This is a genomic window from Enterobacter sp. 18A13 (assembly GCF_007035975.1).
Classification (GTDB): Bacteria; Pseudomonadota; Gammaproteobacteria; order Enterobacterales; family Enterobacteriaceae; genus Enterobacter; species Enterobacter vonholyi.
In genome coordinates, this window is record NZ_AP019634.1 from 709357 (window position 1) to 730506 (window position 21150).

Annotated in this window: 16 protein-coding genes; 4 read left to right on the forward strand and 12 right to left on the reverse strand. The window is 57.1% G+C overall.

The genetic code is table 11. The features are described 5' to 3' along the window. Positions 1-10 precede the first annotated feature (10 nt). The 3 genes from kefF (at position 11) to folA (ending at position 2993) form a co-directional block, all read left to right on the forward strand. Positions 11-541 (forward strand): glutathione-regulated potassium-efflux system oxidoreductase KefF, encoded by a 531-nt coding sequence (kefF, locus tag FOY93_RS03420; protein WP_047173708.1) that lies wholly within the window; start codon positions 11-13, stop codon positions 539-541. Beyond that, positions 534-2399 (forward strand): glutathione-regulated potassium-efflux system protein KefC, encoded by a 1866-nt coding sequence (gene kefC, locus FOY93_RS03425; RefSeq protein ID WP_143344637.1) that lies wholly within the window; start codon positions 534-536, stop codon positions 2397-2399. The genes kefF and kefC overlap by 8 nt, the downstream gene beginning before the upstream one ends. Before the next feature lie 114 nt (positions 2400-2513). Continuing rightward, a complete protein-coding gene (gene folA / locus FOY93_RS03430; protein WP_008502023.1) occupies positions 2514-2993 on the forward strand; it encodes a type 3 dihydrofolate reductase in 480 nt (159 codons plus the stop codon). Positions 2994-3032: 39 nt separating this feature from the next. Here folA and apaH read toward each other — a convergent pair whose 3' ends face one another. From apaH to lptD, 6 genes are read right to left on the reverse strand one after another with little or no spacing between them, the layout of a single operon-like run. After that, a complete protein-coding gene (apaH, locus tag FOY93_RS03435; RefSeq protein ID WP_115876460.1) occupies positions 3033-3881 on the reverse strand; it encodes a bis(5'-nucleosyl)-tetraphosphatase (symmetrical) ApaH in 849 nt (282 codons plus the stop codon). A gap of 4 nt (positions 3882-3885) precedes the next feature. Beyond that, a complete protein-coding gene (gene apaG, locus FOY93_RS03440; protein ID WP_008502021.1) occupies positions 3886-4263 on the reverse strand; it encodes a Co2+/Mg2+ efflux protein ApaG in 378 nt (125 codons plus the stop codon). A gap of 3 nt (positions 4264-4266) precedes the next feature. Next, positions 4267-5088 (reverse strand): 16S rRNA (adenine(1518)-N(6)/adenine(1519)-N(6))-dimethyltransferase RsmA, encoded by an 822-nt coding sequence (rsmA, locus tag FOY93_RS03445; protein WP_023310362.1) that lies wholly within the window; start codon positions 5086-5088, stop codon positions 4267-4269. Continuing rightward, positions 5085-6071: a 4-hydroxythreonine-4-phosphate dehydrogenase PdxA gene (pdxA, locus tag FOY93_RS03450; protein ID WP_032660737.1), complete on the reverse strand. Its 987-nt coding sequence runs from the start codon at positions 6069-6071 to the stop codon at positions 5085-5087. The genes rsmA and pdxA overlap by 4 nt, the downstream gene beginning before the upstream one ends. Continuing rightward, positions 6071-7357, reverse strand: coding sequence for a peptidylprolyl isomerase SurA (gene surA, locus FOY93_RS03455; RefSeq protein WP_143344638.1), 1287 nt, complete (start codon positions 7355-7357; stop codon positions 6071-6073). Before surA ends, pdxA begins: the two co-directional genes overlap by 1 nt. Before the next feature lie 53 nt (positions 7358-7410). Next, the gene (gene lptD, locus FOY93_RS03460; RefSeq protein WP_143344639.1) at positions 7411-9762 is read right to left on the reverse strand and encodes an LPS assembly protein LptD; all 2352 of its coding nucleotides are present in this window, start codon (positions 9760-9762) and stop codon (positions 7411-7413) included. 239 nt (positions 9763-10001) lie between these two features. Here lptD and djlA point away from each other — a divergent pair, with 239 nt between their 5' ends. Continuing rightward, positions 10002-10817: a co-chaperone DjlA gene (gene djlA / locus FOY93_RS03465; RefSeq protein ID WP_008502016.1), complete on the forward strand. Its 816-nt coding sequence runs from the start codon at positions 10002-10004 to the stop codon at positions 10815-10817. 29 nt (positions 10818-10846) lie between these two features. Here the strand turns inward: djlA and rluA are convergent, their stop codons facing one another. The 6 genes from rluA to araB form a co-directional block, all read right to left on the reverse strand. Next, positions 10847-11506, reverse strand: coding sequence for a bifunctional tRNA pseudouridine(32) synthase/23S rRNA pseudouridine(746) synthase RluA (gene rluA / locus FOY93_RS03470; RefSeq protein WP_008502014.1), 660 nt, complete (start codon positions 11504-11506; stop codon positions 10847-10849). A gap of 12 nt (positions 11507-11518) precedes the next feature. After that, on the reverse strand, positions 11519-14425 hold the full coding sequence (gene rapA / locus FOY93_RS03475) for an RNA polymerase-associated protein RapA (protein ID WP_143344640.1): 2907 nt from the start codon (positions 14423-14425) through the stop codon (positions 11519-11521). Between the two features lie 128 nt (positions 14426-14553). Next, the gene (polB, locus tag FOY93_RS03480; RefSeq protein ID WP_127729586.1) at positions 14554-16911 is read right to left on the reverse strand and encodes a DNA polymerase II; all 2358 of its coding nucleotides are present in this window, start codon (positions 16909-16911) and stop codon (positions 14554-14556) included. A gap of 74 nt (positions 16912-16985) precedes the next feature. Next, positions 16986-17681, reverse strand: a complete 696-nt coding sequence (gene araD, locus FOY93_RS03485) for an L-ribulose-5-phosphate 4-epimerase (protein WP_111964059.1) — start codon at positions 17679-17681, stop codon at positions 16986-16988. Positions 17682-17728: 47 nt separating this feature from the next. Further along, positions 17729-19231 (reverse strand): L-arabinose isomerase, encoded by a 1503-nt coding sequence (gene araA, locus FOY93_RS03490; protein ID WP_143345701.1) that lies wholly within the window; start codon positions 19229-19231, stop codon positions 17729-17731. A gap of 10 nt (positions 19232-19241) precedes the next feature. Then, entirely contained in the window at positions 19242-20951 is a 1710-nt protein-coding gene (gene araB, locus FOY93_RS03495; RefSeq protein WP_143344641.1) for a ribulokinase, read from the reverse strand. Positions 20952-21150 lie beyond the last annotated feature (199 nt).

Below are 21150 nucleotides of genomic sequence, written 5' to 3' on the forward strand. Positions count from 1 at the left end.
AGGCTAATCAATGATTCTGATAATTTATGCCCATCCTTATCCGCAGCACTCGCATGCGAATAAGCGGATGCTTGAGCAGGTAAGGACGCTTGATAACGTAGAGATACGTTCCCTCTATCAACTCTACCCCGATTTTAATATCGATATCGCCGCCGAGCAGGAGGCGCTTTCTCGTGCCGATCTGATTATCTGGCAGCACCCCATGCAGTGGTACAGCACGCCCCCGCTGCTGAAACTGTGGATTGATAAAGTCTTCTCCCACGGCTGGGCGTATGGACACAACGGCCATGCGCTAAAAGGGAAAAGCCTGATGTGGGCGGTCACCACCGGCGGTGGGGAAAGCCATTTTGATATCGGTTCCTTCCCGGGTTTTGACGTCCTGGCGCAGCCGCTGCAGGCGACAGCGCTCTATTGCGGTCTGAACTGGCTCCCGCCTTTTGCGATGCACTGCACGTTTGTTTGCGACGATGAAACGCTGCAGGCGCAGGCTCGCCATTATAAACAACGCTTACTTGAGTGGCAGGAGACGCACCATGGATAGCCATACGCTGATACAGGCGCTGATTTACCTCGGCGCGGCGGCGCTGATTGTGCCCGTGGCGGTACGCCTGGGGCTGGGCTCTGTTCTCGGCTATCTGATTGCGGGCTGCGTCATTGGGCCGTGGGGCTTTCGACTGGTCACGGATGCCGAGGCGATTCTCCATTTTGCTGAAATCGGCGTTGTGCTGATGCTGTTTGTGATTGGCCTTGAGCTCGATCCCCAGAGGTTGTGGAAGCTTCGCGCCTCGGTATTTGGCGGAGGGGCACTGCAGATGGTGGCCTGCGGCCTGCTGCTGGGTGGGTTCTGCATCCTGCTGGGTATGGACTGGAAAGTGGCAGAGCTCATCGGCATGACGCTGGCGCTCTCCTCAACGGCTATTGCCATGCAGGCGATGAACGAGCGAAATCTGACGGTATCCCAGATGGGACGTAGCGCGTTCTCGGTGCTGCTGTTCCAGGATATTGCCGCTATTCCGCTGGTGGCGATGATCCCGCTGCTGGCAGCCAGCGGTTCCTCTACCACGCTGGGCGCTTTCGCGCTGTCGGCACTGAAGGTGGCGGGCGCGCTGGCGCTGGTGGTGCTGCTTGGCCGTTACGTGACCCGCCCGCTGCTGCGGTTTGTTGCCCGTTCAGGCCTGCGCGAAGTGTTCAGCGCCGTGGCGCTGTTCCTGGTGTTTGGCTTTGGTCTGCTGCTGGAAGAAGCCGGGCTGTCGATGGCGATGGGGGCGTTCCTCGCAGGCGTCCTGCTGGCGAGCTCGGAATACCGTCACGCGCTGGAAAGCGATATCGAGCCGTTTAAAGGCTTGCTGCTGGGGCTGTTTTTCATCGGCGTGGGGATGTCCGTCGACTTCGGCACGCTGGTGACGCACCCGCTGCGGATCGTCATCCTGCTCGTCGGCTTCCTGATCATTAAAATGGTAATGCTGTGGCTGATTGCGCGTCCGCTGAAGGTTCCAAATAAGCAGCGCAGCTGGTTTGCGGTTCTGCTGGGGCAGGGGAGCGAATTTGCGTTTGTGGTTTTTGGCGCTGCGCAGATGGCAAACGTGCTCGATCCCGAGTGGGCGAAAGCGCTGACGCTGGCGGTCGCGCTCTCGATGGCCGCAACGCCCGTTCTGCTGGTGGTGCTGACGCGTCTGGAAAAATCGGGTAGCGAGCAGGAGCGCGAAGCCGATGAAATTGACGAAGAACAGCCGCGCGTCATCATTGCCGGATTTGGCCGCTACGGGCAGATCGTTGGCCGTCTGCTGCTGTCCAGCGGGGTGAAAATGGTTATCCTCGATCACGACCCCGACCATGTCGATACTCTGCGTAAATTTGATATGAAGGTATTTTACGGCGATGCGACCCGCGTCGATCTATTGGAATCCGCCGGTGCGGCCAAAGCGGAGGTATTGATTAACGCGATTGACGATCCGGAGACCAGCATGCAGATGGTGGAAATGGCGAAAGAACATTTCCCGGATCTGACCATTATTTCCCGTGCCCGCGATGTGGATCATTATATCCGTCTCAGGCAAGCGGGCGTAGAAGCCCCTGAGCGTGAAACCTTCGAAGGCGCGCTGAAATCTGGCCGTATGGCGCTGGAAAATCTGGGGCTCGGCGCGTATGAAGCGCGTGAGCGTGCGGACCTGTTCCGCCGCTTTAACACCCAGATGGTCGAAGAGATGGCGGCGATGGCCGGGAGTACGGCCACCGAGCGTGCGGCGGTGTTTAAACGCACCAGCGCCATGCTGACGGAAATCATTAACGAGGACCGTAATCACCTGTCGCTGATCCAGCGTCACGGCTGGCAGGGCACGGAAGAGGGCAAGCATACCGGCGATCCGTCTGACGAACCGGAGAGTAAACCTTCCGCGTGAAGTGGAGTTGCCAGCAATATTAAAAAATTTCTTTATCTTTACTCTGCCGCCAGTCGACGAAAGATTAAGCTTTCCGTATAGTGGCGGCAATTTTTTGCATCCGGGAAATTTTCAATGATCAGTCTGATTGCAGCGCTGGCGGTGGACCGCGTTATCGGTATGGAAAATGCCATGCCGTGGAACCTGCCTGCCGATCTCGCATGGTTTAAACGTACTACGTTAAACAAGCCGGTAGTGATGGGCCGTCTGACCTGGGAGTCGATTGGTCGTCCATTGCCGGGCCGTAAGAATATCGTTATCAGCAGCCAGCCGGGCACTGACGATCGCGTCGAATGGGTAAAATCAGTCGACGAGGCGATTGCTGCATGCGGCAATGCCGAAGAGATCATGGTGATCGGCGGTGGGCGCGTGTACGAGCAGTTCCTGCCAAAAGCGCAGAAGCTGTATCTGACCCACATTGATGCAGAAGTGGAAGGGGATACTCATTTCCCGGACTACGATCCGGACGAGTGGGAATCGGTATTCAGTGAATTCCACGACGCGGATGCACAGAACTCCCACAGCTACTGCTTCGAGATTCTGGAACGTCGTTAAGTGATTTTCCCTCTCCCGGCCGGGAGAGGGAATAGCGTATCAGGAGGCGACGGCCTCGCCTTCTCCTAAGTCCAGCTGTCGGTTGGACGGCTGCACAAAGTAAGCTTTATCTTCCCAGCGTAAACAGGTTAACTCTCCGCCCCAGCAGCATCCGGTATCCAGACCGTAAATCCCTTCCGGCGTTCCTTTTCCTTCCAGTGCCGCCCAGTGACCAAATACCACGCTGTACTCGCTTGTCACCGGCCCCGGAATGGCAAACCACGGTTTCAGCGGAGCGGGCGCACTTTCCGGCGTCTCTTTGGAATACATGTCCAGCTGTCCGTTCGGGAAGCAGAAGCGCATGCGGGTAAAGGCGTTGGTGATAAAGCGTAGACGGGCCAGACCGCTGAGATCCTCGCTCCAGTGGTTCGGCATATCGCCGTACATGGCATCGAGGAAGAAAGGATACGAGTCGCTTGCCAGCACCGCCTCAACGTCGCGCGCGCAGGTTTTCGCCGTCTCAAGATCCCATTGCGGGGTGATCCCGGCATGCGCCATGACCAGCTTTTTCTCCTCGTCGACCTGCAGCAGCGGCTGACGGCGAAGCCAGTTAATCAGATCGTCCGCGTCCGGGGCATCCAGCAGCGGAGTGAGGCGATCTTTAGGTTTGTTGCGGCTGATCCCGGCGAACACCGCCAGCAGATGCAGATCGTGATTGCCCAGCACCATGCGGACGCTGTCGCCCAGAGATTTGACGAAACGTAATACTTCAAGGGAGCCGGGGCCACGCGCGACTAAATCGCCCGTCAGCCAGAGCGTGTCCTGTCCTGGCGTAAAGTCGACCTGTTTTAATAATGCGATCAGTTCATCGTAGCAACCGTGAACGTCGCCAATCAGATATGTAGACATTAGATTAATGAATAAGTGTGGTTACGGCGAGACGGAACACGGGAATGGCAACGCGGAAATCATTGCCATCGACATCGACCATTTCATAATGGCCCTGCATCGTACCCATCGGCGTTTCAATCACCGCGCCGCTGGTGTACTGGTACTCTTCGCCAGGGGCGATGTGGGGCTGTTCACCGACCACACCTTCACCCTGAACTTCGATTTCGCGGCCATTGCCGTTGGTAATAAGCCAGTAGCGTCCGCGCAGCTGCACGGGCGTCCGCCCCAGATTGCGAATGGTCACGGTGTAAGCAAAGACAAAACGTTCTTCGTCCGGTGATGACTGTGATTCAACATAGACGCTTTGTACATGGACACATACGCGGGGCGAATCAATCATGGCTTAACTCTCCTTCGGCGGCGCATTATCGCTGATGTAATTAGCCAGCTTGCAGTATTGCTCTACGGAAATGTTCTCCGCACGCATTGCCGGGTCGATTCCCAGTTCGGCTAACACCTCAACGGTAAAGGAATTGCTGAGGCTGTTACGGATCGTTTTACGACGCTGGTTAAAGGCTTCAGTGGTAATGCGGCTCAGTACACGCAGATCTTTAACCGGATACGGTTTCGTTTTGTGCGGTACAAGGCGCACAACCGCTGAATCCACTTTCGGTGGTGGTGTGAACGCTGACGGCGGTACTTCGAGTACCGGGATCACGTTGCAGTAATATTGTGCCATCACGCTTAAACGACCATACGCTTTACTGTTCGGGCCTGCAACCAGACGGTTAACAACCTCTTTTTGCAACATGAAGTGCATGTCGGCAATGGCATCAGTATAGCTAAAGAGGTGGAACATAAGCGGCGTGGAGATGTTGTACGGCAGGTTGCCGAAGACGCGCAGCGGCTGGCCCATTTTTTCCGACAGTTCGCCAAAGTTCATGGTCATGGCGTCCTGCTGATAGATGGTCAGCTTCGGCCCGAGGAACGGGTGCGTTTGCAGGCGAGCGGCCAGATCGCGGTCCAGTTCGATGACGGTCAGCTCGTCAAGGCGTTCGCCTACCGGCTCGGTCAGCGCGGCAAGACCCGGGCCGATTTCGACCATCGCCTGACCTTTTTGCGGATTAATAGCCGAGACAATGCTTTCGATCACGAACTGATCGTTAAGGAAGTTTTGCCCGAAACGTTTACGGGCTAAGTGGCCCTGATGGACTCGATTAGTCATTGAGTATTAACAATCATTTTGATGGCGAGATTAAGCGCCGTAATAAAACTGCCGACATCCGCTTTCCCCTGGCCTGCCAGATCCAGCGCAGTACCGTGGTCAACGGACGTTCGAATAAAGGGTAAACCGAGGGTGATATTCACCCCGCGGCCAAAGCCCTGGTATTTTAGCACGGGCAGGCCCTGATCGTGGTACATCGCGAGCACGGCGTCGGCATTATCCAGGTATTTCGGCTGGAAAAGAGTATCTGCAGGGAGCGGCCCGCTGAGGTTCATCCCCTTCGCCCGCATTTCGTTGAGCACCGGAATAATGGTGTCGATCTCTTCGGTGCCCATGTGCCCGCCTTCGCCGGCGTGCGGATTCAGGCCACAGACCAGCACATGCGGCTGCGGTATCCCAAACTTTGTCTGCAGATCGTGGTGCAAAATCCCGATGATCTCGCGCAGGAGTTCAGGGGTGATCGCATCCGGAATGGCTTTGATCGGCAGATGGGTGGTCACCAGCGCAACGCGCATTTCCTCCGTCGCCAGCATCATCACCACTTTCGGGCTACGTGAGCGCTCTTCGAAGAACTCCGTATGCCCGGTAAACGGTATACCCGCTTCGTTGATGACGCCTTTATGGACGGGACCGGTAATCAGGGCGGCAAATTCGCCCTTCAGGCAACCGTCGCAGGCGCGCGCCAGGGTTTCCACGACATAGTGGCCGTTTTCCGTGCTGAGCTGGCCCGGAATAACCGGTGTACGAAGCGGAACAGAAAGAAGGGTGAGTGTACCGGCTTGCTGCGGTGCAGGCTGTTGGCCTTCAACGTAAGGGATAAGCGTTAAAGGCAGACCGAGCAGCGTTGCCCGGTCTTGTAACAGTGTTGCATCGGCGCAGACAACCAGTTCTACAGGCCAGCTGCGCTGGGCGAGCTGGACAACGAGGTCAGGCCCAATCCCGGCGGGTTCGCCGGGCGTGATAACAACACGATGCTGTTTCATTAGTTGCTCAGAATTTTCACGTATGCGCTGGCGCGTTGTTCCTGCATCCAGGTGGCTGCTTCTTCAGAGAACTTACGGTTAAACAGCATACGGTAGGCTCTGTCTTTCTGTGCCGCATCCGTTTTATCAACGTTACGGGTGTCCATCAGCTCGATCAGATGCCAGCCAAACGAAGAGTGGACCGGCGCGCTGATCTGGCCTTTGTTCAGCTTCATCAACGCATCGCGGAAGGCAGGATCGTAAATATCCGCAGCCGCCCAGCCCAGATCGCCGCCCTGGTTAGCAGAGCCTGGATCCTGAGAGAACTCTTTTGCTGCCTTCTCAAAAGAGGTTTTACCGCTCTTAATGTCTGCTGCAATCTGTTCCAGTTTCGCACGCGCCTGATCGTCAGTCATGATCGGTGACGGTTTCAGAAGAATGTGGCGAGCGTGAACTTCGGTGACGGAGATATTTTGGCTCTGGCCACGCAGATCGTTCACCTTCAGAATGTGGAAGCCCACGCCTGAACGGATTGGACCCACGATATCCCCTTTCTTCGCCGTGCTCAGCGCCTGAGCAAAGATGGATGGCAGCTCCTGAATACGTCCCCAGCCCATCTGGCCGCCTTTCAGCGCCTGTTGGTCAGCGGAGTAGGTGATAGCCAGCTTGCCAAAGTCTCCGCCATTACGCGCCTGTTCGACAATAGAACGCGCCTGGCTTTCAGCTTCCGCAGCCTGATCGGATGTTGGGTTCTCTGGCAGTGGGATCAGGATGTGGCTCAGGTTCAGCTCTGTGCTCGCATCGTTCTGGTTACCCACCTGTTTTGCCAGCGCGTCCACTTCCTGAGGCAGGATAGTCACGCGGCGACGCACTTCGTTGTTACGCACTTCCGAAATCAGCATCTCTTTACGGATCTGATTACGGTAGGTGGCGTAGCTGATGCCGTCATAGGCCAGACGGCTGCGCATCTGGTCTAAAGATATATTGTTCTGCTTCGCGATGTTAGCGATCGCCTGATCGAGCTGCTCGTCAGTGATCTTCACACCCATTTTCTGCCCCATCTGCAGAACGATCTGATCCATGATCAGACGCTCCAGGATCTGGTGGCGCAGCGTGGCGTCATCCGGAAGCTGTTGACCGGCTTCACCCGAATTGAGCTTCACCGATTTCATCAGACCGTCAACGTCACTTTCAAGCACGACGCCGTTGTTAACCACAGCAGCGACTTTATCAACAACCTGGGGGGCGGCGAAGCTGGTATTCGCAACCATAGCGACACCGAGCAGCAGCGTTTTCCAGTTCTTCATACTTTTTCCATTTCAATTAACCGCAAAGCGGATTACGTTGCAAATCAAGCACATTACAAGGCGCTACTGTACGGCAGAATATTCGAGCGCAGCATTTTCTGCGTACCCAGACCGTAGTTGGAACTCAGGCCGCGTAACTCGAAGTTAAAGCCAATCACGTTATCGTATTTGCTCTGATTGTTTTCACTGTTCCAGCCGTTAAGCTTACGTTCGTAGCCGAGACGCAGCGCGTAACAGCAGGAGTTATATTGCAGACCCACCATCTGGTCAGCAGCTTTATTGGCGTTAGTATCGAAGTAGTAAGCGCCTACGATTGACCAGCGGTCGGCGATTGGCCAACTCGCTGCGCCACCCACCTGCGAAATACCGTCTTTATACTGCTCGGCAGTACCATAGTTCGGTAGCGTCGCCTGAATATATTCCGGGCTGGCATAACGATAGGTCAACTGCACCATACGATCTTCATCCCGGCGATACTCAATCGCCGCCGTACTGTTGGCGATATTGTCGAGACGAGTGTCATATTGGACGCCGCCGCGCAGACCCCAACGATCGGTCATACGCCAGTAGGTGTCACCAGCCCAAATCAGCGAACCTGTCTTGTTATCTTTCTCCCACTTAATATTGTCATCGCCCGTGCGAGACTCGGTGAAATAGTAGATTTGACCAACAGAAACGTTAAAACGTTCAACGGCAGCGTCATCATAAACGCGCGATGTGACCCCGGTCGTTAACTGGTTCGCTGAGGCGATGCGGTCAAGGCCGCCGTAGGTACGATCGCGGAACAGGCCGCTATAGTCAGATTGCAGTAAAGAGGAGTCGTAGTTATTGATGTTGCTCTGGTCGCGATAAGGCACGTACAGGTACTGCATACGTGGCTCCAGCGTCTGGGTATAGCCATCCGCCAGAAGTGCCATATTGCGTTCGAAGATCAGCTTACCGTCCATTTTGAACTGCGGAAGCGTACGGTTTACGGATTCCTCAAGATGGGCGTTGTTGCTGGTATTGTAATCATCAATATTTTTTTGCTGATAATGGGTCGCCATCAGCTTGGCTTCCGTATTCAGGCTTGCCCAGTCATTCGACCATGGCAAGTTGATAACGGGCTCCAGGTGAACACGGGTGGCTTCCGGCATATTGGAATTGGTGTTCACAAAATGCACGGCCTGGCCATAAATACGAGTGTCGAACGGACCCACGTCATTCTGGTACCAGTTAACGTCCAACTGAGGCTCGGCGCCATAGGTACTTGCCGTCTGGCTGGAGAATACCTGGAACTGTTTGTTGGTTACCGTCGCATCGAAGTTCTGAACCGCGTAGCCAACGCTGAAAATCTGTGTGGCATAACCATCGGTACTCGAACCGTATTTGGATGAGAAATCATTGAAGTAGTTCGGGTCACTGACTTTGGTGTAGTTGACGTTGAAACGCCAGACCTTGTCCATCACCCCGGAATGCTGCCAGAAATACATCCAGCGGTGCTTATCGCCTTCGGTTGGATGCTCGTCCTGGAAAACTTTATCCGACGGCAGATAATCCAGCTCCATCAGACCCGCACCAGCCTGGGTCAGATAGCGGAACTCGTTCTCCCACATGATGTTGCCGCGCTTGTGGATATAGTGCGGCGTGATCGTCGCATCCATGTTTGGCGCGATGTTCCAGTAATACGGCAGGTAGAACTCAAAGTAGTTCGACGTGCTGTATTTGGCATTCGGGATCAGGAAACCGGAGCGACGTTTGTCACCCACGGGGAGCTGCAGATAAGGGCTATAGAATATGGGCACCGGACCCAGCTTGAAGCGGGCGTTCCAGATCTCTGCGACCTGTTCTTCGCGGTCATGGATAACCTCGCTCCCGACCACGCTCCAGGTATTTGAACCCGGCAGACATGACGTGAACGTACCGTTTTCCAGGATCGTATAGCGGTTTTCACCGCGCTGTTTCATCAGGTCTGCGTCACCGCGCCCCTGGCGACCCACCATCTGGTAATCACCTTTCCAGACGTTAGTATCTTTCGTATTCAGGTTTGACCAGGCTTTCGGACCTTTCAGGATGACCTGATTGTCGTCATAGTGCACATTACCCAGCGCATCCACCGTTCGTACCGGCTCGGCCGCACCTTCCGGTTGTTTCTGGTGCAGCTGCACTTCATCTGCCTGCAGGCGGCTATTGCCCTGGTTAATATCTACATTGCCCGTAAACGTGGCATTGTCAGGGTAAGTCCCTTTTGAACTGTCGGCAGTAATAGTTACCGGCAAGCTATTTGTATCGCCACTCACCAGTGGGCGATTATAACTTGGGACGCCAAGCATACACTGCGAGGCGAGATCGGCCGCCAGACCCTGTTGACTGTACAGGGCGGAGCCAATCATTGTGGCCAGGAGGGTGGGGATACGTTTTTTCATACGTTGTATTTTATTGTTCCGTCATCAGTGGCTACGGCTTATAAACGCTCAGAGACTATCTTACTCATCTGCGCAGTACCAGCGTTAATCCTGCCCGTTTGCGTGCCAGAGTGTTAGGCTCGCTATCGAATGACGAGTATGATAAAGCAAATTATAGGCGATGTCCTTCAATTGACCGTGACTTGAACACAGTGATGATGACGTTGCGTCGGCAAGGAATATGACTATCCGGGGAGTATATGCAGTATTGGGGTAAAATAATCGGCGTTGCGTTCGCCATCATCATGGGTGCCGGGTTCTGGGGAATTGTGCTGGGGCTTATTATTGGCCATATGTTTGATAAGGCGCGCAGCCGCAAAATGGCCTGGTTTGCCAATCAGCGCGAGCGTCAGTCACTCTTTTTCTCCACCACCTTTGAGGTCATGGGGCACTTAACCAAATCCAAAGGGCGTGTCACAGAAGCCGATATTCAGATTGCCAGCGTTTTTATGGATCGCATGAACCTGCACGGCGACTCCCGTCTGGAAGCGCAAAATGCGTTTCGCATCGGGAAATCCGATAACTATCCGCTTCGCGAAAAAATGCGTCAGTTCCGCAGCATCTGTTTTGGACGTTTTGATTTAATTCGGATGTTTCTGGAAATTCAAATCCAGGCGGCCTTCGCGGACGGTTCACTACACCCTAATGAGCGTGACGTGCTCTACGTCATTGCGGAAGAGCTGGGCATCTCCCGTATGCAGTTCGACCAGTTCCTGCGCATGATGCAGGGCGGGGCACAGTTTGGCGGTGGCTATCACCAGCAGTCGTCCGGCGGTGCCTGGCAGCAGGCGCAGCGTGGTCCAACGCTGGAAGATGCCTGCAATGTGCTTGGCGTTAAGCCCTCTGACGATCAGACCACGATCAAACGTGCCTATCGTAAGCTTATGAGCGAGCACCATCCGGACAAGCTGGTCGCGAAAGGCTTACCGCCAGAAATGATGGAGATGGCAAAGCAAAAAGCGCAGGAAATTCAGAAAGCGTACGAACTGATTAAAGAGAAGAAAGGTTTCAAATAAAAAAAAGCCCGACGATGTCGGGCTTTTTTTTAGAAGTCCACCGGGGCTTTAAACGTCATTGCGTTACCGAAGGCCGGATGGGTGATGGTGAGCGTCTGCGCGTGCAGCTGCAGACGTGGCGCTAAGGCCAGCGCTTCAGGCGGCGCGTAAAACCTGTCGCCCAGAATCGGATGACCCAGCGCAAGCATATGCACGCGCAGCTGATGCGAGCGTCCGGTAATCGGCTTTAGCAGGACGCGCGCGGTATTATCCGGCGCGTACTCAAGCACTTCATACTCGGTCTGCGCGGCCTTGCCGGTTTCATAACACACCTTCTGCTTTGGCCGGTTCGGCCAGTCGCAGATCAGCGGTAAATCCACCAGCCCTTCGGCCTGCGCCGGGTGACCCCAGACGCGGGCGACATACTGCTTCTTCGGCTCGCGCTCGCGGAACTGGCGCTTCAGCTCGCGTTCCGCCGCTTTGTTCAGCGCCACCACAATCACGCCGCTGGTCGCCATGTCCAGGCGATGGACAGACTCCGCCTGAGGATAATCGCGCTGAATGCGCGTCATCACGCTGTCTTTGTGCTCGTCCAGACGCCCCGGCACGGACAACAGCCCGCTGGGCTTGTTGACCACCATAATGTGTTCATCCTGATACAGAATGACCAGCCAGGGATCCTGCGGCGGATTGTACGGCTCCATCACCATCTTGCGCTCCGGTTACTGATGCGTCACAACGATAAGACGCAGGGCATCCAGACGCCAGCTAGCCTGGTTGAGGCTTTCCAGCACCTGCTTACGGTTGCTTTCAATCGCTGCCAGTTCGTCGTCACGGATGTTAGGGTTCACGGCCTTCAACGCTTCCAGACGCGACAGCTCAGCAGACAGTTTCTCGTCGGCTTCCGCGCGCGCGGCATCAATCAGCGCTCTGGCCGCTTTCTCAATCTGGGTTTCGCCCTGTTGCAGAATAGCGTGCACGTCCTGCTGGACCGCGTTAACCAGCTTGCTTCCGGTATGGCGGTTCACCGCGCTCAGCTGTCGGTTGAAGCTCTCGAATTCAACCTGTCCCGCCAGGTTCGTACCGTTTTTGTCCAGCAGCAGGCGGACAGGCGTTGGCGGCAGGAAGCGGTTGAGCTGCAGCTGTTTCGGCGCCTGCGCTTCCACAACGTAGATCAGCTCCAGCAGCAGGGTACCCACCGGAAGCGCCTTGTTCTTCAACAGGGAGATGGTGCTGCTGCCGGTATCGCCGGAGAGGATCAGGTCCAGACCGTTGCGGATCAGCGGGTGCTCCCAGGTGATAAACTGGGCGTCTTCGCGGGACAACGCCACATCGCGCTCGAAGGTGATGGTACAGCCATCTTCCGGCAGGCCCGGGAAATCCGGAACCAGCATGTGATCCGACGGGGTCAGGACAATCAGGTTCTCGCCGCGGTCGTCCTGGTTAATGCCGACGATGTCGAACAGGTTCATGGAGAAGCTGATCAGACTGGTGTCATCATCTTGTTCTTCAATGCTTTCGGCAAGCGCCTGCGCTTTTTCACCGCCGTTGGAGTGGATCTCAAGCAGGCGGTCGCGGCCCTGTTCCAGCTGCGCTTTTAGCGCGTCGTGCTTCTCACGACAGGACTTAATCAGATCGTCAAAGCCGTCGGTGTTTTCCGGCGCGGCCAGGTAGCCGATCAGATCGCCATGCACCTGATCGTAAATGGTGCGGCCCGTCGGGCAGGTATGTTCAAACGCGTCCAGACCTTCGTGGAACCAGCGCACCAGCACGGACTGGGCCGTTTTTTCCAGATACGGCACGTGGATCTGAATATCATGGGCCTGACCGATACGGTCCAGACGGCCGATACGCTGCTCCAGCAGATCGGGGTTAAACGGCAGATCGAACATCACCAGGTTGCTGGCGAACTGGAAGTTACGGCCTTCAGAACCGATTTCAGAGCAAAGCATAACCTGAGCGCCGCTGTCCTCTTCGGCAAACCACGCCGCGGCGCGGTCGCGTTCAACGATGGACATGCCTTCGTGGAACACGGCGGCGCGAATGCCTTCGCGCTCGCGCAGGACCTGCTCCAGCTGCAGCGCGGTGGCCGCCTTGGCGCAGATCACCAGCACCTTCTGGGAACGGTGCGCGGTCAGGTAGCCCATCAGCCACTCTACGCGCGGATCGAAGTTCCACCAGGTGCCGGTATCGCCTTCAAATTCCTGGTAGATTTGTTCCGGGTAGAGCATGTCGCGAGCGCGCTCTTCCTGCGTTTTGCGCGCGCCCATAATGCCGGAAACTTTAATGGCCGTCTGATATTGCGTCGGCAGCGGCAGCTTGATGGTGTGCAGCTCGCGTTTCGGGAAGCCTTTGACGCCGTTACGGGTGTTACGGAACAGGACGCGGCTGGTGCCGTGGCGATCCATCAGCATGTCGATCAGTTCTTTGCGCGCGGATTCCGCGTTCTCGCTGTCGCTGTTAGCGGCCTGCAAAAGCGGCTCGATATCCTGCTCGCCAATCAGATCGCTCAGGGTGTTGAGTTCGTCATCAGAAAGACGCTTGCCCGCCAGCAGCAGCGCGACGGCATCCGCCACCGGACGGTAATTATTCTGTTCTTCCACAAATTGCCCGAAGTCGTGGAAACGGTTTGGATCGAGCAGGCGCAGACGGGCGAAGTGGCTTTCCAGACCCAGCTGTTCCGGCGTTGCGGTCAGCAGCAGGACGCCAGGCACGCGCTCGGCAAGCTGCTCGATAGCCATATATTCGCGGCTCGGCGCGTCTTCGCTCCAGACCAGGTGGTGCGCTTCGTCGACCACCATCAGATCCCACTCGGCATCGCACAGGTGCTCAAGACGCTGCTTGCTGCGGCGCACGAAGTCCAGGGAACAGATCACCAGCTGTTCGGTTTCAAACGGGTTGTCCGCATCATGCTGCGCCTCGGCATAGCGTTCGTCGTCGAACAGGGAGAAACGCAGGTTAAAGCGGCGCAGCATTTCAACCAGCCACTGGTGCTGCAGGGTTTCTGGCACCACAATCAGCACGCGTTCGGCAGCGCCGGAAAGCAGCTGTTGATGCAGTATCATGCCCGCTTCAATGGTTTTACCCAGCCCCACCTCATCTGCCAGCAGCACGCGCGGCGCGTGACGACGGCCCACGTCATGGGCGATGTTCAGCTGGTGGGGGATCAGGCTGGTGCGCTGGCCGCGCAGACCGCTCCACGGCATGCGGTACTGTTCACTCTGGAACTTACGCGCGCGATAGCGCAGGGAGAAGCGATCCATACGGTCGATTTGCCCGGCAAACAGGCGGTCCTGCGGCTTGCTGAACACCAGCTTGCTGTCGAGCAACACTTCACGCAGGATGACATTTGACTCGTCGGTGTCCAGGCGAGTCCCGATGTAGGCGAGCAGTCCATTTTCTTCTTTTACGTCTTCAATCTTGAGCTGCCAGCCGTCATGGCTGGTCACGGTGTCACCCGGATTAAACATCACGCGGGTTACAGGGGAGTCATTGCGAGCGTACAGACGGTTTTCACCGGTGGCAGGGAAGAGGAGGGTAACCATACGCGTATCGATTGCTACGACGGTTCCTAATCCAAGTTCGCTTTCTGTATCGCTGATCCAGCGTTGACCAAGTGTAAAAGGCATAGTTGTTCGGCTCTAATCTTTAATTGCAGGCAATAGTTCGACTACCGTCAGAAAAAACGGTCATCGAAAAATGGGTCCGGGAATGGAAAGGGCGCTATGGTACTGGATGGCAGCCATTTCGTCACGCGTCAAAATAGGCCAAGTTGCCCTGTAACCAGTGTAGCAAAATCATCGTCGATGAAGGGCAAAATTCCGTCGGCAACCGGCTGAAGCTGACGCGTCAGATAGTGTTCATAATCCAGAGGCGAGTGCTGATAATCCACAGGTTCCGGGCCGTTAATCGTCCAGACGTATTTGATGGTCCCCCGGTTCTGATACTGCGGCGCGCGGCCGCGGCGGACGTTTTCTTCATCCGCCAGGCGCGCGGCGCGGACGTGCGGAGGAACGTTACGCTGGTACTCCGCCAGCGGACGGCGCAGACGCTTGCGATACACCAGCTGCGCGTCAAGTTCGCCCGCCATCAGGCTGGCTATCGTCTCGCGCACGTAGTCCTGATACGGCTCATTGCGGAACACCCGCAGATAAAGCGTCTGCTGGAACTGCTGCGCCAGCGGCGTCCAGTCGGTACGTACCGTCTCCAGCCCTTTGAAGACCATCCGCTGCGCGTCGCCTTCCTGAATCAGCCCGGCGTAGCGCTTCTTGCTGCCCTGATCGGTACCGCGAATGGTGGGCATTAAAAAGCGGGCAAAATGGGTTTCAAATTCCAGCTCCAGCGCGCTGGTTAAGCGCGCTTTCTGCAGATGTTCCTGCCACCAGTTGTTCACGAAGGCAACCAGCGCTTTGCCGATTTGCGCGGCGTCTTCTTCTGAATGAGTGCCCTTAAGCCATACAAAGGTGGAGTCCGTGTCGCCGTAGATGACGTCATAGCCCCGGGACTCAATCAGCGCTTTAGTCTGGCGCATGATCTCGTGTCCGCGCATGGTGATCGACGACGCCAGCCGCGGGTCAAAGAAGCGGCAGGCGCTGGTGCCCAGCACGCCGTAAAAGGCGTTCATGATGATTTTCAGCGCCTGCGATAGCGGCTTGTTGCCGTGGCGCTTGGCCTCATCTCGGCCGTGCCAGATGTTTCCCACTATCTCAGGCAGACAGTGTTTTTCCCGCGAGAAGCGTGCGCCGAGGAAGCCTTCGGTGCTGTGTTCATCATCCGGCTGGGCCAGGCCTTCCACCAGCCCGACGGGGTCGATCAGGAAGGTGCGAATTATCGACGGGTAGAGGCTTTTGTAGTCCAGCACCAGAACGGAGTCATACAATCCTGGCCGGGAGTCCATGACATATCCGCCGGGGCTGGCCTGCGGCGGCACGTCCCCAAGGTTGGGGGCGACGTATCCTGCCCGGTGCATCCGCGGAAAATAGAGGTGGCTGAAAGCCGCCACGGAGCCGCCGTGTCTGTCAGCTGCCAGGCCGTTCACCGTCGCGCGCTCCAGCAGGAACGGCATAATCTCGGTTTTATGGAATATCTGCGTGACCAGCTCGCAGTCTTTCAGGTTATAGGTGGCGAGCGCGGGCTTGTCTTCGTTAAAGCGCCGGTCGATCTCGTCCATTCTGTCCCAGGGGTTGTCGATGGATTTACCTTCACCAAGCAGCTCCTGCGCAACCGCTTCGAGGGAGAATGAAGAGAAGTTCCAGAAGGCGGATTTCAGCGCCTCAATGCCGTCGATAATCAGGCGACCGTTCGCCTGTGCGAAGAAGACGCCGTTCTTAAAACCGTGCTCGCGCCATTCCAGCTCGCTGTTGCCGCGCCCGAGCATCAGCGGAATGCGGTAACGCTCGGCGTGCTTTTGCAGCACGCGCAGATCGAACTGCACCACGTTCCAGCCGATCAGGACGTCGGGATCGTAGTCGGCAAACCACTGGTTAAGCTTTTCCAGCAGCTGCGGGCGGCTGCTGACGTACTCAAGCCGGAAATCCAGCGCGGAGGCATTACCATTCGGCGGCCCGAGCATATAGACAACCCGATCGCCGCAGCCTTCCAGACCGATGCAGTACAGTTCGCCGTGGCGGGTGGTTTCGATATCCAGTGATACCCACTTCAGCGGCGGGCGGTAGTGCGGGTTCGGCTTCAGCCGCGCATTAACGAGGCTGCCGTTATGCGCGGTGCCGTCCACCCAGACGGGCGCGGTAATAAACCGCTCCATCAGAAAGCGTTCCGGTGGGCGGATATCCGCTTCGTAGAGCGTCACGTCTGCTTCGCGCAGCAGTTTTTCATAGCGCATCAGCTGACGATGGGCGCGACAGTAGAGGCCGTAAACCGGCTGACGGTGGAAATCTTTCAGCTCAAGCGGAGTGATGCGCCAGCCGTTTTCGCCGCGCAGCAGCTCTTTCACTTTTTCGACGTGAGCTTCCGGAATAAAAGCCACGGATTCCTGCGGGGGGAGCGTCACGTGCAGCGGACCGTTGTCCGTCGCCAGCCAGAACGCGACCTCGGTGCCCTGAGGGGTATCCCGCCAGTGTCGGGTCAGTAAAAAGCCTTCTTGCACCTGCGCCACGCCGTTATCCCAGAAAACAAAACCAGGCCTGATTATAGCCTGGTTAAGATTTTAATGCTGGGTTTATATACAGTTTACTGCCCGTAGTAGGCCTTCGCGCCGTGTTTGCGCAGGTAATGCTTATCCAGCAGGGTTTGCTGCATATCCGGCAGCTGCGGCGCCAGCTGGCGACAGAAGATCCCCATATAGGCGATCTCTTCGAGTACGATGGCGTTATGCACCGCGTCTTCTGCGTTTTTCCCCCAGGCAAACGGGCCGTGGGAGTGCACCAGCACGCCGGGCATTTGCGCCGCGTCGATTCCCCGTTTTTCGAAGGTTTCAACGATCACGTTGCCGGTTTCCCACTCATACTCGCCGTTGATTTCTGCATCGGTCATCAGACGCGTGCAGGGAATAGTGCCGTAAAAGTAATCCGCGTGGGTGGTGCCGGTCGCCGGGATGGACTGGCCCGCCTGCGCCCAGATGGTGGCATGGCGTGAATGGGTATGCACGATACCGCCGATGGTCGGGAATGAGCGGTACAGCAGGCGGTGGGTCGGCGTATCGGAGGAGGGCTTTTTGTTCCCTTCCACCACTTCACCCGTTTCGATGCTGACCACGACCATATCTTCTGCGGTCATCACCGTGTAATCCACGCCCGAAGGCTTGATCACGAATACCCCTTTTTCCCGGTCAACGGCGCTGACGTTGCCCCAGGTCAGGGTCACCAGGTTATGCTTTGGCAGCGCCAGGTTGGCTTCAAGTACCTGACGTTTGAGATCTTCTAACATGGTTGTCTCCCTGCCCGGCGAGCGCAGCGCCACCGGGCATTACGTACTTAGCGTTTTGAACCGTAATAGACTTCGTTCCAGCGCAGCGCGTCTTTGAAGGCGGGCAGGCGGGTATCGTTATCAATGACGGTCAGCTCGATATCATGCAGCTCGGCGAACTGACGCATGTCGTTCAGATCCAGCGCGTGGCTGAAGACGGTATGGTGCGCGCCGCCGGCCAAGATCCAGGCTTCTGACGCGGTCGGCAGATCTGGCTGTGCTTTCCACAGGGCGTTGGCGACCGGCAGTTTCGGCAGGGAGTGTGGCGTTTCAACCGCATCGACGCAGTTCACCAGCAGGCGGAAACGATCGCCCAGATCGATCAGGCTGGCGTTGATGGCCGGGCCCGTGCGGGTGTTGAAGATCAGACGCGCCGGATCGGCTTTACCGCCAATACCGAGGTACTGCACGTCCAGGATCGGTTTTTCCTCTACCGCGATGGAAGGGCAGACTTCCAGCATGTGTGAGCCGAGCACCAGATCGTTGCCGTTTTCGAAGTGGTAGGTGTAGTCCTCCATAAAGGAGGTGCCGCCCTGCAGACCGGTCGACATCACCTTCATGATGCGAAGCAGAGCGGCAGTTTTCCAGTCGCCTTCGCCCGCAAAGCCGTAGCCCTGCTGCATCAGGCGTTGTACTGCCAGACCCGGCAGTTGTTTCAGACCGTGGAGATCTTCAAAGGTGGTGGTAAAGGCGTGGAAACCGCCCTGTTCCAGGAAGCGCTTCATGCCCAGCTCGATGCGCGCCGCGTCCAGCACGTTCTGGCGCTTGTCGCCGTTGATTTGTGCCTCAGGCGTCAGGCGGTAGCTGCTTTCGTATTCGTCCACCAGCGCGCTCACGTCGCCATCGCTGATTTCATTCACCACCTGCACCAGGTCGCCCACGGCCCAGGTATTCACGGAGAAGCCGAACTTGATCTGCGCGGCCACTTTGTCGCCGTCGGTGACCGCCACTTCACGCATGTTGTCGCCGAAACGCACTACTTTCAGGTGGCGGGTATCCTGCTTAGAGACTGCCTGGCGCATCCAGGAGCCGATACGTTGTTGCGCTTTGCCATCCTGCCAGTGGCCAGTCACGACCGCATGCTGCTGACGCATACGCGCGCCGATGAAGCCGAACTCGCGGCCGCCGTGCGCGGTCTGGTTCAGGTTCATAAAGTCCATGTCGATGCTGTCCCACGGCAGGGAGGCGTTGAACTGGGTGTGGAACTGCAGCAGCGGTTTGTTGAGGATAGACAGGCCGTTGATCCACATTTTTGCGGGGGAGAAGGTGTGCAGCCACACCACCAGACCGGCGCATTTATCGTCGTAGTTGGCGTCGCGGCAGATGTGAGTGATTTCGTCCGGCGTTGTGCCCAGCGGTTTCAGCACCAGTTTGCACGGCAGCTTGGCTTCCGCATTCAGCGCGTTAACGACGTGCTCCGCGTGTTTTGTCACCTGCTGCAGCGCTTCCGGTCCGTACAGATGCTGGCTGCCAATCACAAACCACACTTCATAGTTATTAAAAATGGTCATCATCGTGTCCTTAATGGGTCAGGGTTGCCGTAGTGTCCGCGGCGCTTTTGGCCGGGGCGGCGACAGGGAGATAGTGAAGTTCGGCGCTTTTTGCCCATTGCTGGTAGCGCTGATAAAGCTGTTCAAAGCGTTGTGCCTGCTGGGCACGCGGCTGGAGCGTATTTTCGACAGCGCTCGCCATATGCTGCTGCGCGGTCGGGATATCCGCATGGACCCCTGCGGCCACGGCGGCGAAAATCGCCGCGCCCAGCGCGCAGCACTGATCGGAGGCCACAATCTGCAGCGAACGGTTCAGCACGTCGCAGCAGGCTTGCATGATCACCGGGTTTTTACGGGCAATACCGCCCAGCGCCATCACGTTATTCACGTCGATGCCCTGCCCGGTGAAGCACTCCATAATCGCGCGGGCGCCGAAGGCCGTTGCGGCAATCAGGCCGCCGAACAGCGCAGGCGCGTCGGTTGCCAGGTTGAGATCCGCGATCACCCCTTTCAGACGCTGGTTGGCGAACGGCGTACGACGGCCGTTAAACCAGTCCAGCACTACCGGGAGGTGATCGAGAGAAGGATTTTTTGCCCAGGCTTCGGTGAGCTGCGGCAGGAGCTGCTTTTTGCTATCGGCTATCTGTGTTTTCAGTTCAGGATGCGCCGCCGCCAGCTGGTCCAGCGGCCAGCCCAGCACGCGGCCAAACCAGGCGTAGATATCGCCAAACGCGGACTGACCGGCTTCCAGGCCGATGAAGTCCGGCACCACGCTGCCGTCAACCTGTCCGCAGATGCCTTTCACCGCGCGGTCGCCGACGGTGGCTTTATCCGCCGTCAGGATGTCGCAGGTGGAAGTCCCGATGACTTTGACCAGCGTGTTTGGCTGTGCGCCCGCGCCTACGGCGCCCATATGGCAGTCAAAGGCGCCGCCAGAGATCGCCACGTTTCGCGGCAGGCCGAGGCGCGTCGCCCACTCTTCGCAGAGGGTGCCGACGGGAACATCGGCGGTGAAGGTGTCGGTAAACAGCGGGTATGTCAGGCTCTTGTTGATAATCGGGTCGAGTTCATCAAAGAACGCGGCCGGAGGCAGGCCGCCCCAGCTTTCATGCCACAGGGATTTATGCCCGGCGCTGCAGCGACCGCGGCGGATATCCTGCGGGCGGGTGGTGCCGGAGAGCAGGGCAGGCACCCAGTCGCACAGCTCAACCCATGACGCGGCAGCTTGCGCAACGGAGTCGTCGGCACGGGTGACGTGGAGGATCTTGGCCCAGAACCATTCGCTGGAGTAAATCCCGCCGATGTAGCGCGAGTAGTCCGTTTTGCCCGGCTGATGGCACAGGCGGGTGATGGCTTCGGCCTCTTCCACGGCGGTATGGTCTTTCCACAGCACGAACATGGCGTTCGGGTTGTCGGCAAACTCCGGGCGCAGCGCCAGCACGCGTCCTTCGGCATCCACAGGGGCTGGCGTGGAGCCGGTGCTGTCGACGCCAATCCCCACAATCTCAGCTCGCTGGGCGTCAGTCAGTTCGGCCAGGACGGTTTTGATCGCCGCTTCCATCGACTCGATATAGTCACGCGGGTGGTGGCGGAACTGATTGTTCGGCGCATCACAGTAGCGCCCCTCTTGCCAGCGCGGGTACCACTCAACGCTGGTTGCTATCTCCTGGCCGGACGTACAGTCCACTGCCAGCGCGCGAACCGAATCGCTGCCAAAATCGAGGCCAATCGCAATTGCCATGGTGTTGCTCCATCGAAAAAACAGGTATGGAAGAACATTAGAGACTGGGGGAAAAAGTCGTCAGGCAGGATCCGCTAATCTTATGGACTAAATTGCTGTTACAACGGAAAGTGTGACGCCGTGCAAATATTCAATGTGGACATTTCTGCCGCACTTATAGACACTTTTGTTACTGGTTATCTGCTTGCTCTGGCGAAGA